13 protein-coding genes are annotated in these 13,425 nt (G+C 64.8%); 1 reads left to right on the top strand and 12 read right to left on the bottom strand.

Translation table 11 applies throughout. From position 1 onward, the window contains the following. Positions 1–2: 2 nt before the first annotated feature. Genes HS053_RS00325 through HS053_RS00275 form a run of 11 tightly spaced genes read right to left on the bottom strand, consistent with a single transcriptional unit; the run spans position 3 to position 10,944 of the window. The gene (locus HS053_RS00325) at positions 3–203 is read right to left on the bottom strand and encodes a hypothetical protein (RefSeq protein ID WP_174209199.1); all 201 of its coding nucleotides are present in this window, start codon (positions 201–203) and stop codon (positions 3–5) included. Further along, positions 196–1,035 carry an ABC transporter permease subunit gene (locus tag HS053_RS00320; RefSeq protein ID WP_174209198.1) on the bottom strand — a complete coding sequence of 280 codons (840 nt, stop codon included), beginning with the start codon at positions 1,033–1,035 and terminating at the stop codon, positions 196–198. The genes HS053_RS00325 and HS053_RS00320 overlap by 8 nt, the downstream gene beginning before the upstream one ends. Further along, positions 1,032–1,961 carry an ABC transporter permease gene (locus HS053_RS00315; RefSeq protein ID WP_174209197.1) on the bottom strand — a complete coding sequence of 310 codons (930 nt, stop codon included), beginning with the start codon at positions 1,959–1,961 and terminating at the stop codon, positions 1,032–1,034. Before HS053_RS00315 ends, HS053_RS00320 begins: the two co-directional genes overlap by 4 nt. Before the next feature lies 1 nt (position 1,962). Beyond that, positions 1,963–3,060, bottom strand: a complete 1,098-nt coding sequence (locus HS053_RS00310) for an ABC transporter ATP-binding protein (RefSeq protein ID WP_174209196.1) — start codon at positions 3,058–3,060, stop codon at positions 1,963–1,965. A gap of 2 nt (positions 3,061–3,062) precedes the next feature. Then, positions 3,063–4,034: an extracellular solute-binding protein gene (locus HS053_RS00305; RefSeq protein ID WP_347233283.1), complete on the bottom strand. Its 972-nt coding sequence runs from the start codon at positions 4,032–4,034 to the stop codon at positions 3,063–3,065. Between the two features lie 6 nt (positions 4,035–4,040). Next, positions 4,041–4,178, bottom strand: a complete 138-nt coding sequence (locus HS053_RS00300; RefSeq protein WP_174209194.1) for a hypothetical protein — start codon at positions 4,176–4,178, stop codon at positions 4,041–4,043. A gap of 33 nt (positions 4,179–4,211) precedes the next feature. Further along, the gene (locus HS053_RS00295; RefSeq protein ID WP_174209193.1) at positions 4,212–5,429 is read right to left on the bottom strand and encodes an aromatic ring-hydroxylating oxygenase subunit alpha; all 1,218 of its coding nucleotides are present in this window, start codon (positions 5,427–5,429) and stop codon (positions 4,212–4,214) included. Next, entirely contained in the window at positions 5,426–6,559 is a 1,134-nt protein-coding gene (locus HS053_RS00290) for an aromatic ring-hydroxylating oxygenase subunit alpha (protein WP_174209192.1), read from the bottom strand. Before HS053_RS00290 ends, HS053_RS00295 begins: the two co-directional genes overlap by 4 nt. Beyond that, positions 6,559–7,734 (bottom strand): aminomethyltransferase family protein, encoded by a 1,176-nt coding sequence (locus HS053_RS00285; protein WP_174209191.1) that lies wholly within the window; start codon positions 7,732–7,734, stop codon positions 6,559–6,561. Before HS053_RS00285 ends, HS053_RS00290 begins: the two co-directional genes overlap by 1 nt. Then, the gene (locus HS053_RS00280; RefSeq protein ID WP_206677566.1) at positions 7,731–9,290 is read right to left on the bottom strand and encodes a phytoene desaturase family protein; all 1,560 of its coding nucleotides are present in this window, start codon (positions 9,288–9,290) and stop codon (positions 7,731–7,733) included. Before HS053_RS00280 ends, HS053_RS00285 begins: the two co-directional genes overlap by 4 nt. Next, a complete protein-coding gene (locus HS053_RS00275; RefSeq protein WP_206677565.1) occupies positions 9,271–10,944 on the bottom strand; it encodes a phytoene desaturase family protein in 1,674 nt (557 codons plus the stop codon). Before HS053_RS00275 ends, HS053_RS00280 begins: the two co-directional genes overlap by 20 nt. Positions 10,945–11,067: 123 nt before the next feature. On the opposite strand from HS053_RS00275, the gene HS053_RS00270 reads away from it, so the two are divergent. Further along, the gene (locus tag HS053_RS00270; protein ID WP_174209190.1) at positions 11,068–11,703 is read left to right on the top strand and encodes a TetR family transcriptional regulator C-terminal domain-containing protein; all 636 of its coding nucleotides are present in this window, start codon (positions 11,068–11,070) and stop codon (positions 11,701–11,703) included. A 3-nt stretch (positions 11,704–11,706) separates the two neighbouring features. On the opposite strand, the gene HS053_RS00265 is transcribed toward HS053_RS00270, so the two are convergent. Next, entirely contained in the window at positions 11,707–13,323 is a 1,617-nt protein-coding gene (locus tag HS053_RS00265; RefSeq protein ID WP_174209189.1) for a DUF4139 domain-containing protein, read from the bottom strand. Positions 13,324–13,425: the final 102 nt, after the last annotated feature.

Below are 13,425 nucleotides of genomic sequence, written 5' to 3'. Positions count from 1 at the left end.
CCTCATCCCGGCGGCGGCAGCCCCCGTTCGGCCAGAACCGACAGCGGGTCGCGCCCGTCATGGGCCGAGGTTTCGCGGTAGACCTCGAGCTGCGCTTCCGAGAGGAGGCCCGCCCGATACAGCGCCATCGCCGCGCCATATCGCACCCGGCCCGATCCTTTGGGCCCCAAGGGCGAATGCAAAAGGGCGAATTCCTCAGTCATTGCTGCTAAATGCCATGCGTTCATCGGCCAGACGGCGCTTTTCGGCGCGGTGCATCACCCAGCCCGCCAGCGCAACGCCGATCCCGACCACAACCACCGTGATCGTCGCCAGCGCGTTGATGTCGGGCGTCACCCCCAGCTTGACCTTGGACCAGATCAGCAATGGCAGCGTCGTGGACCCCGGCCCGGTGGTGAAAGAGGTGATCACCACGTCATCCAGCGAAATGGTAAAGGCCAAGAGCCAGCCCGACAGGATTGCCGTAAAGGCGGTGGGCAGGGTCACGTCCCACAACACCTGCCAGGGGCGGGAGCCAAGGTCCATCGCCGCCTCTTCGATGGCGCGATCCGCCTGACCCAGCCGGGCCTGCACGATGGTCGTCACGAAAACCATCGAGAAGGTGATATGCGCCAGCGTGATCGTGCTGAATCCGCGCGCACCGGGCCAGCCGATCCAGTTCGCCGTCAGGATGAAGAACATCAGCATCGAAATGCCGGTGATCACCTCGGGCATGATCAGGGGCGCGGTGACAAGGCCGGAAAACAGGGTCCGCCCGCGAAACTTGCGGAACCGCGACAGGGCGAACCCTGCCATGGTGCCGAGGATGGTGGCGAAGGTGGCCGAAACCACCGCGATCTTGAACGACAGAAGTGCCGCCGCGATCACCTGCTTGTTGGACAGAAGCGAGACATACCACTTGGTCGAAAACCCGCCCCAGACCGTGGCAAGCCGCGATCCATTGAAGGAATAGACCATCATCGACAGGATCGGGATGTAGAAGAAGGCAAAGCCGAAACACAGCACGGTGATCAGGAAGACGGGGCTGCGTCTCATTTGCCCGGTCCTTCTTCGGCGCGGGCCTGATAGCGGCTGTAAAGCATCGTCGGCCCCACCATCAGCACCAAGAGCGCCACCGCCACCGCCGAGGCCATGGGCCAGTCGCGGGCCGAGTTGAATTCATCGGCGATCACCCGGCCGATCATCGGCGTGCTGGCATCGCCGACCAGCGTCGGGATCACCAGCTCCCCCGCCGCCGGAATGAAGACCAAAAGGCCCCCGGCAATGATCCCCGGCACCGATTGCGGCAGAGTCACATCCAGAAACACCCGGAACGGGCGACTGCCCAGGTCCATCGCCGCCTCGTCCAGCGTGGGGTCAAGCCTTTCAAGGCTGGAGTAAAGCGGCAGGATCATGAAGGGCAGGTAGGTGTAGACCATCACCAGCACGACGGCGAAGTTCGAGTGCATCATCGGGATGGACTTCACCGCCCAATCCACCGGCACCAGCAGGTTCCAGCCATCGGTCAGCAACTGATTGAACCAGCTCGACTTTCCCATAAGCCCCATCCAAGCGTAGACCCGCAGCAGGAATGAGGTCCAGAACGGCAGGATCACCAGCATCAGCAGGATGTTGCGCCAGCTTTTCGCCACCCGCGTCAGCCCCAGCGCCATCGGATAGCCCAAGCCAAGGCAAAGCAGAGTCGCCAGCCCGGCATTCATCAGCGAAATCAGGAAAGAGCGGATGTAAAGATCATCGGTGAACAGCCGCTGATAGCCGCGCGGATTGATCCAAGGGTATTCGCCGCCGAACCCCACCGGCGGGGCCGTGGGGGCCTGACTGCCCACACTCATCGCCAGCACGATCAGGAAGGGCAGCAGGAACAGCAGCAGAAGCCAGCCATAGGGCAGCCCGATGATCAGATCGGACCAGCCCCGGCGATGAAACCAGCGTGCGATGGAGAAGGGGCGCGAGACGCTCATCTTACCCCCGCAACAGGATGGCAGCGGCAGGTTCGAAGGCGACCCAAACCTTGTCATACCAATCGGGCCGCGCCTCGCCGCCGCGGCGGGCATTGACGGCGTGAACGGAAATCAACTGCCCCGAGGGCAAGGTGACCCGGTAAAGGCTGTCCTTGCCGAAATAGGCCAGATCCTTGATTTCCCCCGGAATGGCGTTGGGGCCGCCGGGCGGATGGCGGTGGATCGCCAGCTTTTCAGGCCGGACCGCCAAGGTCAGCACTTCGCCTTCGACCAGCCCGGGAATCGCGGTGGCGCGGACCGGGGTTTCAAAGGCGGGCACGTCCAGAAGCGCCTCGGCCCCCTCGATCCGCAGCACCCGCGCCTCGTATTGCGAGATGGAGCCGAGGAAACTGGCCACGAAACGGCTGGCGGGATGCTCGTAAACCTCGCCCGGCGGGCCGACCTGCTGCACCGCGCCGCGGTCCATCACCGCGATGCGGTCGGCCAGCGTCATCGCCTCTTCCTGATCATGGGTGACCACGATGAAGGTAACGCCGGTGCGCTCCTGAATGCTCATCAGTTCAAACTGCGTATGTTCGCGCAGCTTCTTGTCCAAGGCGGCAAGCGGTTCGTCCAGCAAGAGAAGTTTCGGCTGCCGGGCCAGCGCGCGGGCCAGCGCCACGCGCTGCCGCTGGCCGCCGGAAATCTGATGCGGCTTGCGCACCGCAAAAGGCGTCAACTGCACAAGGTCCAGCATGGCGCGCACCCGGTCGGTCCGTTCCGCTGCGGTCATCCGTTCATGCTTCAGCCCGTAACCGATGTTCTTTTCCACCGTCATATGCGGAAACAGGGCATAGCTTTGAAACATCATGTGGACGGGCCGCTCCCACGGCGGCACGCCGGTCATGTCCTGTCCGTCCAGAAAGATGCGGCCCGACGAAGGCTCTTCAAACCCCGCGAGCATCCGCAAAAGCGTGGTCTTGCCGCAACCTGACCCACCGAGAAGGGCGAAAATCTCGCCCTTGCCGATGGTCAGGTTCACATCCTTGACCGCCTGAAACGGACCGAAATTCTTGGAAACCCCTTCGATCCGCAGAAAGGGTTCCACATCGGCCGCCATTCTCAGCTACCCGACTTGATATCGGTCCAGACCCGGGTGATTTCGCGGTCCTGCTCTTCGGATTGCGGGGCGGGGGTGTAAAGCCGGGCCATGGTGGCTGCATCAGGATAGATCGCGGGGTCGCTGGCAATCGCCGGGTCCAGAAGCGGGGTCGCCGCTGCATTGGCATTGGCATAGCCGGTGAAATTGCTGCAGGCCGCCGCCACCTCGGGCCGCAGCAGATAGTCGATGAACCGATGCGCATTATCGACGTTCTTGGCATCCGCAGGCAGGCACCACAGATCGAACCAGGCAGGCGCCCCGCTCTTGGGCACGAAATAGGCCAGGTTCACCTCAAGCCCGGCTTCGGCGGCGCGGGTCTTGGCCACGCTGTAGTCGCCCGACCAGTTGTTGGCGACGCACAATTCGCCCGTCGGCAGGGTGTTGAGGTAGTTGGAATTGTCAAAGGTGGCGACATAGGGCCGGATTGGCGCCAGCGCCTCGGCCATCTTGCGATACTCGGGCTCACGCGCCGTATCCGGGTCAATTCCCAGATAGCGCAGCACCATGAAGCCAAAGTCGGTCGGGCTGTCCAAGAGCGAGATGCCGCAATCGGCCAGCTTGGCCGCATTCTCGGGGTTCAGCAGCGTGCCGAGGTCTTCCAGATCGACGCCCGGCAGACGTTCGGCCACCAGATCGAGGTTCCATGTGATCCCGACCGAGCCCCACATATAGGGCACGCCATGGACATTGCCCGGATCGAACCCTTCCACGATCTTGAGGATACCGGCGTCAAGATTTTTCCAGTTGGTCAGCTTGGCCCGGTCGGGCTTTTGATAGACCCCGGCCGTGACCATCTTTGGCAGCCCCATGCCGTTCATCAGGACCACGTCGTAGCCGGTAGAGCCTGCCAGCATCTTGGCCTGCATCTCTTCGGTCGAGGCATAAAGGTCATAGACCACACCAATCCCGGTTTCCGCCTCAAAATCGGCGATGGTGGTTTAGCCGATATAATCGGACCAATTATAGACATTTACGGTTCCCGCCTGCGCCCAGGACGGGCGCACATAGGGCAGCGCCAGACCGGAGCCCAGTCCGGCGCCAAGGGTGATCAGGGCCTTGCGGCGGCTCAGGGTCATGGCGGCGTCTCCCTTGTTTGTTTTGCGATCAGGTTAGCCCTGTCGTTCTGAACGGCAAATCAATTCGTCATTGCGGGCCCGGATTTCGCCTTCGGGCGGGGCCTCTGCCAGCGTCATCACCGGCATGAGAGCGCGCAAACCGTCGTGATGGCGGCGCAATCCGTATTCCAGGTCGGACAGATGAAAACCCTCGAAAGCATCGGATTTCATCGACTCGTCCGACCAGATCGACAGTTGCTGATCCTCTTGCGAGGTGGCCCGGTCGATCCGCATGGCCAGATAGCGGGCAATCCGCGCCTGCCGGCTTTCGTCCGGGTGGCGATACAGGCGGCCGGTCAGCCGCGTCAGCCCGGGCGACAGCGGGATTTCCTGATAGAACTGCACCGCTTCGGGCGTGAAGGCGAAAACCGCGTTGGGAAACAGGCCGTAATAGGTCCATGCCTTTTGCAGATGGCCGGGCAGATCGGGCCGTTCGGGCGAGATACGGACATAGTTGCGCACCGACCAGCCCCGCCCCGGCGCATCGCCGAACCAGCCGACCGAGACGGAAAGCCCGTTTTCCAGATGCAGGTCGCGGTAGGTCCGCCCATAAAGCTCTTGCAGCCCCGGATGGGCCAGCGCGACGTGATAGCCTTCATTGTCCACATCGCGCACCGATTTCCAGTTCACCGGCAGGTCGGTCATCCAGTTGGGGGTCGGCACCGACACCACCTTGTTCAGATCATAGGCCGCAAAATCCGCGTCGAACGGCGCAAGCAACTCGGCCACCGGGGGCTGCGGCCCGGGACCAAAGCGCAGGAAGACAAAGCCATGGAACAGCTCCATCTCGATCGGCATCAGGCCGAATTTGTCGCGGTCCATGTCGCCAAAGGTCGAAGGGCGCGCCGCCCCGCGCAGCGTGCCGTCCAGATTGTAGACCCAGCCATGGAACGGGCAGACGATGGACCCGCGGCAATGCCCCTTGTCTCCATCCACGACCCGCGCACCGCGATGGCGGCAAAGGTTGTGGAACGCCCGCACCACGCCATCGGCGCCGCGCATCACCACCGCCCGCTCTCCCAGCATGTCAAAGGTCAGCCAGTCGCCCGGGGCAGGGATGTCGTTCACATGGCCCGCGATCTGCCAATGCGTCAGGAACAGCTTTTCCCGTTCCAAGGCGAACATCTCGGGCGAATGATAGGTCCAGCCGGGCAGGCCCGCCCGGTCCCAGTCATTGGGGATGGGAAGGGTGGTATGGGGAAACTCGGTCATGCCTGCGGCTCCATTTCGGCCAGAACCCATTGGTGAAAGCGGTGAATCTCGTATTCCTCGGGCATCAGCCGCGCGGCGGCAAAGCTGGGCGAGGTCATGCCGCGCTGGCTCATCTCGGCCGCGGCGGCATCCTGATTGAGGACGATCTTGGCAAAGGCGGCCACTTCGGCGGCGTCAAACCCGGGGCGGGCAAGGGTTTCCGGCGCGAAATGCCATTCGGCAATCAGCCGGGTCCGCGTCGGGGAAAGCGGCATCAGCCGCACCAAGCGGACATAATCCACATGCGCCACCACATAGGCCGAGGGCCAGAGCGTGACAAAGGTATATCCCGCCCGCCGCTCTGCCTCGGTCAACCCCGGGAAGGCGGGCGCGCAGGCGGCACCTGTCAGGGTCCAGCTTTCCGCGCCGGGGCGCAGGTTCGCGGTGGCGGGGGCGTCGGGCGTCCAACCCAGTGCCTCACTGGCGCCCATGATGCCCCGGCCATAGACCGGCACCATGTCGCACAGCTCGGGGTGGATGCCCGGGCAATGCAGACATTCCGAGTAATTCTCCCAGAAGGTCTTCCAGTTGCAGGCCAGCTCCACCTCATGCCGGTGGCCGGTCTGCAATTCTGCCATGGGCCAGTTGTCCAGTGTCGTCAGCGGCACATCGGCGAGAAGGGGCGGCGGATCGGCGGCCAGCGAGAGGAAAAGGAAGCCGCTCCATATTTTTATGGAAACCTTTTTCAGACCGTGATCGTTACGCCGGAAATCATCGGTCGGCACGGCATGGGCGGTTGACACCAGACGCCCGTCCGCCGCCGCAAAGGCCCAGGCGTGATAGGGGCAGGTGACCAACTTGCCCAAAGGCTCCACCGCGGCACGGCAAAGTTCCGATCCGCGATGACGGCAGGAGTTGTGAAAGGCAGAAACGCTGCCATCGGCCAGACGGCAGACCACCACCTCTGCCGCACCCAGCCGCACCCGCCGCATGGTGCCGGGCGTGAAATCCGCCAACCGCCCCACCATCAGCCAATGCCGCGCAAAGATCGTCACCATTTCGCGCCCGAACCATTCCTCCCCAAGATAGGCAGCGCGCGGCAGCCCTTCGGGGCAGTGGTCAAGGCGCGGCGACAGCGGGTGGCGTTGCATCAGAACCTCGCAGGCGGCGTGGCGCGGCGGCGGTCGGTCTGAAAGAACGGGCGGTCCACGACCCGGGCGCGCATCATCATCTTGGCATAATGCAGCTCGCGCAGGGCATAGATTTCTGCCCACAGGTTGCCGCCCGCCGCATGGGCCGCCTGCACCTGCGCCAACGCGATGCTTTTCTTCAGCGTGGGCGACCAGCAGGCGCCGGTGATCATGCCCACCTCGGTCTTTTGATCGTGATAGAGGATCGCCCCTTCGGCACCGATGTTGCCGTCAACCTCCAATCCGACGAAGGCCCATTTCGGCTTGGCCCGCAACAGCGCCCGGCGCCCGGTGAAATGGCCCTTTTCCCAGTCGATCAGCCAGCCCAGCCCCATTTCGACCGGGCTGCGCAGCCGGTCTTCCCTCACGCATTGCGGGGCGGGGGTGAAGTCATAGCCGGTGATGATGAACCCTGCCTCAAGCCGGGCGATGTTCAGCGCATCCGAGCCGATGGGCCGCAACCCGTGTTGCGCCCCAGCGGCAAAGAGATGATCCCAGAGCGGCAGGGCCAGTTCCGGCACCGTCCAAAGTTCATAGCCCAGATCGCCGGTGAAGCCGGTGCGCGAAATGGTCACCTCACCCCCGACAAAGGCAAAATCGGCCATGCGAAAGGGTTTCAGCCCCGTCACATCGGACCCCGCCGCCGCCAGCACGCTGGCCGAGGTCGGCCCCTGCAACGACAGGGCCGCGACCTCTTCGGTCTCTTCACGGATGGCCACGTCGAACCCATATGCCGAGTCCAGCAGCCAGGGCAGATGCCGCTCCTGACAGCACAGACGAAAGCGGTCGGGCGACATCCGGAACAGTGTGCCATCGTCAATCAGATGCCCGGCATCGTCGCACCAGACCGTGTATTGCACCCCGCCGACCGACAGCTTTGCCACGTTTCGCACCGTCAGCCGGTTCAGAAACGCCATCGCCTCTGGCCCTTCGATGCGGTATTTCACCATCGGGCACAGATCATAGACCGAGGCGGCGTTGCGGATGGACGAATGCTCCATCGCAAGGTCTTCATAGGTCAGCACGCTGGCATAGCCCGCCCATGGCCCCCAACTGTGCATCTTGTTCGCCGCCGACGTCCGCGCGTGGAAGGGCGTCTGCAAAAGCGGGGTTTCGTAATGCGTCAGCGCGTTCATTTCCCGACCCCCATGATCGCCCCGGCGGCATTCCACCCGGCGCTGCCGGAAATCCCGCCGCCCGGATGGCAACCCACCGAGGCCAGCCACAACCCCTCAACCGGCGTGGCATATTGCGCCAGTCCGGGCAGGGGGCGCAGGAACAGCATCTGCTCCACCGACAATTCCCCGCCGTGCCAGTTCCCCCCCGGCAGGCCCCAGCGCGCCTCAATGTCATAGGGCATCAGCATGTCCGCCTTCAGGATCAGGCTGCGCAGGCCGGGCGCATGTGCTTCAAGCTGGCGCAAGCTGGCCTCCAGCAGGACGGCGCGGGCGACTTCGGGGTCTTTCGGCGCATGGGGGGCATATTGCACGATGGCCGACAGCACATGCTGCCCGGCGGGTGCATGTCCCGGCTCAAAGGCCGAGGGCAGGATAATTTCCATCACCGGCGCCTCGGGCACCTGGCCGTATTTCACCGGGTTGAAGGCCCGCTCCACAGCCTCCTCCGATGGGGCGATGACCAGACGAGTCTTCGGATCGGCCCCGCGAAAATCCGGCAGCCCGCGCAAGGCCAGATGCAGCTTGGCCGCCCCGCCCCGCGCCTTGAGGTGCCGCGCCCGCGTGATCAGCCCGGCATCCAGATGCCGCGACCCGACCAGCCCCAGCAGCGTCGCCTTGGGCGACAGGCTGGACACCACCAGCGGCGCCCGGATTTCCTCACCGCTGTCCAGCACAACGCCTGCCGCACGGTCGCCCTCGACCAGCACCCGGGCCACGCGGGCATTGCTGCGCAGCGAAACGCCCTTCGCCTGAACCGCCGCGACCATGGTCGAGGCCAACGCCCCCATCCCGCCCGCAGGCAGGCCGATGGCGCCCTGCACGCCGCCCACCCCGCCCGACAGCCGGTCAAGCCACAACAGCAGCGAATTGGGCGAGCGCGGAGCAAGCCAGGTGCCCAGCGTGGCATCAAAGGCCAGCGCGCCTTTCAACAGCGGATCGGTCAGCTCATCATTCAGCGCGTCATGCACATTCGTCAGAAACATGCGCAGCAATTCGCGGAACTCGGCCTTGCCCATCATCCGCGCCTTGAGGCCGACCATGGCCAGTTTCAGCATCGGGTTGCCCGCCCCGCGCGCCAGCCGCGGCGGCGGCATCTGCCGCAACGGCGTCAGAACTGCAGCAAAGCGCATCAGCCGGGCGCGCAGGGCCGCCCATGCCGCGCGGTCGGCCTCGCTGACCGCACCTTGCAAAGCAGCCCCCGCTGGTCCGTCCAGCCTCAGATGCCCGCCTGTCGGAGAAAGCGCCGTGGTCGCAAGATCAGGCGCCGCCCAGCGCAGCCCGTGGCGGGCAAGCTCCACCCCATGGGCCACACGCGGGTCAAGGTTCAGCGACAGATGCGCCAGCGGCTGCGGCGCAAAGCCTTCGGCCAAGGGAACGCAGGCCGCCGCACCGCCGCCCGGCACCCCGGCCTCCAGCAGCAGCACCTTGCGGCCAGCGGATTGCAGCCGGTGCGCGGCGGCCAGCCCGTTCGGCCCGGCGCCGATGATGAGGGCGTCAAAGGACGGCATAGGCATCGCTCATGTCCTTCGCGGGCAGCTTCATATCGCGCAGAATCTCCGCAGCCGCGTTGCGCCCCGGCGCGCCCATTACCCCGCCGCCCGGATGGGTGGACGAGCCGCAGATCCAAAGGTCGCGCACCGGGCTGCGGTAATCGGCATAGCCCGGCACCGGCCGGTTGAAGAGCAACTGGTCAAAGGTCAGCTCGCCCTGAAAGATGTTGCCCTCGGTCAGACCCACTTCTGCCTCAAGCTCGCGCGGGGTGCGGACCTCGACATGCAGGACCAAATTCTTGAACCCCGGCGCCGCGCGTTCGATCTGGTCAAGGCAGGCCCTGCCAAAGGCGTCACGGTCGGCATCGGTCCAGTCGCGGCCTTCGATTTTCGGCGGGGCATATTGCACGAAGCACGACATGAAATGCTTGCCCGGCGGGGTCATGGTCGGGTCGATCAGGGTTGGGATCATCACATCCTGAAACGGTTCGCGGCTGAACCGGCCGTCTTTCCAGTCGTCATAAGCGGCTTCCATCTTTTCGATGGAATCGGTGAAGTGCATGTCACCCTTCACATTCGGCGCCCCCTCGGGCAGCGCGGTAAAGCGCGGCAGACCGTCCAGCGCGATGTTCAGCTTGCCCGATGATCCGCGCGTCTTGAACGCCTTGACCCGCTTTACGAAATCGCCCGGCAGCTCCTTTTCCGCGACATGGCGCAGGAAGGTCCGCCGCACATCCATGTTGGACACCACGCGGGAGGCGCGGATTTCATCGCCATTGGCCAGCGCCACACCCACGGCGCGGCCATTGCGGACCAGCACCTGCTCCACCGCCACACCCGCGCGAATCTGCCCCCCCGCCGCGCGCAGACTGGCCGCCAGCGCCTTGGTGATCGACCCCATACCGCCACGGGCATAGCCCCATGCACCGACATTGCCATCGACATCGCCCATGGCGTGATGCAGCAGCACATAGGCGGTGCCGGGCGACATCGGCCCCAGCGCCGTGCCGATGATCGAACCGACGGCCTGATAAGCCTTCACCACCGGATTCTCGAAATATTCATCCAGATAATCAGCAATCGACATCGTCCAGAAGCGGATCATGTCATACATCGCCATTTCCGACAGATCGAACATCTGCTTGCCCAGCCAGGCGAGTTCGGCAAGGTCGCGGGGCCGGAAGCTTGCCGGGTCGGGCGGGCGACGCATCAGCAGCGGGCGGATGAATCGACAGTGGCGCAGGATGTCGCGGGCGTAGCGGTCATAAGCCTCGGCATCGCGTTTCGAATGGCGGGCCATCTCGCGGCGGTTGGCATCATGGTCGCGGAACATGCCCAGATAGCCGCCGCTTTCGGTGAACATCGCCCCGCCCTCATAGGGCAGAATCTGCAATCCGTGCTTTGACAGTTCCAGATCGCGCATGATCTCGGGCCGGAACAGACTGCTGACATAGGAACAGTTGGAATAGGTGAAGCCGGGGTAAAGCTCGCGGCTGACCGCCGCACCACCGATCCAGTTGTTCTTCTCGACCACGCAAACCTTCAGACCCGCCCGCGCAAGGTAGCAGGCCGCCACCAGCCCGTTATGACCCGCGCCGATGATCAGGGCATCATAGCTCATCCGGGCAAACCTGTGCGGCGGAACAGCGGCTGCGGCATTTGCGCCATGGCGGATCATCCGGGTTGATTTCGGTGCTGACAGGCTCCCATTATTTTGACTGTCTTGTCAATCAGAATCATCGCCCCTTCCATCGCCCCCGGTTTGGGCTAAGGAAAGCAGGTCACAAACCCGGAGCCCCGCATGGCCGCTGCACCCGATCAGGACAATCCGCCGCCGCGCAAGCTGCCGCGCGATGCGCGCCGCAGCCAGTTGATCGAGGCGACGATCGAGACGATGGCCCAGAACGGCTATGCCCGCACCACGCTGACGCAGGTGGCAAAGGCGGCGGGCCTGTCGCATGGGCTTGTGAACTTCCATTTCCAGAGCAAAGAGGGGCTCTTGCTGGAAACCCTGTTGTTTCTGGCCGAAGAATACCGCCAGAACTGGACCGAGGCGCTTGCCGCCTCCGGCCCCTCGGCCCCCGAAGAACTGCGCGCGTTGCTAGAGGCCGATTTCAACCCGGCGATCTGCACCCCGGCCCGCCTGTCGGCATGGTGCAGCTTCTGGGGCGAGGCGCAGAGCCGCCCGATCTATCAGGAACGCTGCGGCGCCAATGACGAGGAATACAACCGCCGGCTTGAGGCGATTTGCGCCCGGATGAATGCCGAACACGGCTATGCCGTGAACCCGGCGCGGGCTGCCCGCGTGCTGCGCGTGGTGACCGAAGGGGTCTGGCTGGACATGATGACGATGACCAGCCCCTATGACCTCACAGAAGCGCAGGCGACGGTGATGACCGCCGCCGCCGCCTTCTTTCCCCGGCATTTCACGGGCTAGGCACTATTGCAGCTCCATCCCCTGCGGCCAGCGCAGCGAATGGGTCAGTGTCACCACCTGCTCTTCACCCGGGGCAATGTCGAATTCCCAGGCGAGGATGCCACGCTGTGCCTTCACATCGGTCTCGGTCGGGGCCGGGTCGGCCTGATAGGTGACTTCCAGATCCTCCTGTTCGGAATAGGGCACCTGATCCATGAGGCGTATCGGCCAGACCTCATCCGTCAGATTCTTGACCTTCAGCACCGCAACCTCTTCGCGTTCCGTCGAACTGGACAGAATCCCCCGGTCCCCCTCGGCGCGGGTCGGCATGTCGCGGGTCAGTTGCAGCCCTTCGATGGCGCCGAAAGCCACCTCGGCCTCGGCCCCCGGCGCGATGCCGGTGATCCATGTCGCGCCGACCAGCGTGCCCTCACGCATCAGGAATGCCTGTCCGGGCAGCAGGATTTCGCCCGAGGTATTGGTAAACCGCGCCAGCACAAAGGCGGTGCGGTCATAGCGCGGAATGGCCCGCGCCTCGATCTCGGGCGCCACGGTGATCTCGTCCAGCGCCAGCCGCAGGTTTTCCACGCCTGACGCCACATCGACAGGCGTGGGATAGCGGTAGACCACCACATCACCCTGCACGGCAGCACTGGCAGTTTCTTCCATCACCGGCTCGGCCATCACCTCGGGCGCCGCTCCGGCGACCACGCCCTCCACACGATACGAGTCGTCGCTGTCCGATCCTGGCGCGGCGATGCGGCGCAACTCGGGGAAAAGCTGCGACGGTTCTGCCTGTTGCGACGGCTGCGCGGTGGACAGCGTCAGCGCCACGCCTGCCCAATCCTCGCCCGAGGACTGGCTGACCAGCACCCCGCGCCCGATGGCCAGAGCGGCACCCTCTTTCCGGGTCAGCTTCATGTCATAGACCGGCTGCCAGCTTGCATCCGCGATGAAATGCGTCACGGTCAACGTAGTTTCGCCCGCATCGGCGGCGGTGATCGCCACCGAGAGCGCGGCATAATCCGTATCGCCCCGGTCCAGCGCCGCTTGCGCGGCAAGCGCCTGATCCAGCCCCTCTTGCACCGCGTCCAGCGCCTTTTGCGCAGCCGGAAGCTCGGCCCGGGCGGCGAGTGCCGCCTGCCGTGCGGCAAGCGTCTCGCGGCCCACGGTCTGGGCCAGCGCGGCAAGCGCCTCGGGTGTCAGCGCGGCACCTTCGGGCCGGACCCCGGCGAGGAAGGCCACCTGCGCCTCGGCCGCCGCTGCCCGTGCCTCGATCGCGTCGATCACCGCCTGCGCTTCGGCAACGGCAGCCTCCCGACCCTCCACTTCGGCCTTGGCGGCCGCCTGCGCCGGTGTCAGCACCTCTTCGCGCGGCGGCAGCCGGTCGCTGCGCAGCGCGAAGGCGCCCAGCGTCAGACCCTGCGGCGCGGCAAGCCGGATCAGGTTCGGCTCGGTCTGCGCCGGCAGATCGGTGATCAGCAGGTCATGCGGGCCGGGGGTGGCGGTAAACGCCACCTCGCGGGTGATTTCCGCACCATAAGGATAGACGGTGACGGCGATGATCCGGCTGGGCACCGAGATGGTGTCGGCCAGTGCGGGCAGCGTGATCAGGCAAAGCGGCAGGGCAAGACGCAGCATGATGAAACCTCATGGAAATGCCGCCAGATTGTCGCCCCGCCCGACGCGGCGCAAGTGCAGGATGCGACAGCGCCTGTCGGCAGCGGCGTTGCGGCGGAAGCC

Source organism: Tabrizicola fusiformis (assembly GCF_013328815.1).
In the GTDB taxonomy this organism is placed as follows: Bacteria; Pseudomonadota; Alphaproteobacteria; order Rhodobacterales; family Rhodobacteraceae; genus Fuscibacter.
This window is presented reverse-complemented; position numbering and strand designations above follow the sequence as displayed.

Bases quoted from the DNA above. Each gene is read 5' to 3' on its own strand.
- HS053_RS00325 (WP_174209199.1), bottom strand. From the start codon at position 203: ATGACTGAGGAATTCGCCCTTTTGCATTCGCCCTTGGGGCCCAAAGGA.
- HS053_RS00320 (WP_174209198.1), bottom strand. From the start codon at position 1,035: ATGAGACGCAGCCCCGTCTTCCTGATCACCGTGCTGTGTTTCGGCTTT.
- HS053_RS00315 (WP_174209197.1), bottom strand. From the start codon at position 1,961: ATGAGCGTCTCGCGCCCCTTCTCCATCGCACGCTGGTTTCATCGCCGG.
- HS053_RS00310 (WP_174209196.1), bottom strand. From the start codon at position 3,060: ATGGCGGCCGATGTGGAACCCTTTCTGCGGATCGAAGGGGTTTCCAAG.
- HS053_RS00300 (WP_174209194.1), bottom strand. From the start codon at position 4,178: ATGACCCTGAGCCGCCGCAAGGCCCTGATCACCCTTGGCGCCGGACTG.
- HS053_RS00295 (WP_174209193.1), bottom strand. From the start codon at position 5,429: ATGACCGAGTTTCCCCATACCACCCTTCCCATCCCCAATGACTGGGAC.
- HS053_RS00290 (WP_174209192.1), bottom strand. From the start codon at position 6,559: ATGCAACGCCACCCGCTGTCGCCGCGCCTTGACCACTGCCCCGAAGGG.
- HS053_RS00285 (WP_174209191.1), bottom strand. From the start codon at position 7,734: ATGAACGCGCTGACGCATTACGAAACCCCGCTTTTGCAGACGCCCTTC.
- HS053_RS00280 (WP_206677566.1), bottom strand. From the start codon at position 9,290: ATGCCTATGCCGTCCTTTGACGCCCTCATCATCGGCGCCGGGCCGAAC.
- HS053_RS00275 (WP_206677565.1), bottom strand. From the start codon at position 10,944: ATGATCCGCCATGGCGCAAATGCCGCAGCCGCTGTTCCGCCGCACAGG.
- HS053_RS00270 (WP_174209190.1), top strand. From the start codon at position 11,068: ATGGCCGCTGCACCCGATCAGGACAATCCGCCGCCGCGCAAGCTGCCG.
- HS053_RS00265 (WP_174209189.1), bottom strand. From the start codon at position 13,323: ATGCTGCGTCTTGCCCTGCCGCTTTGCCTGATCACGCTGCCCGCACTG.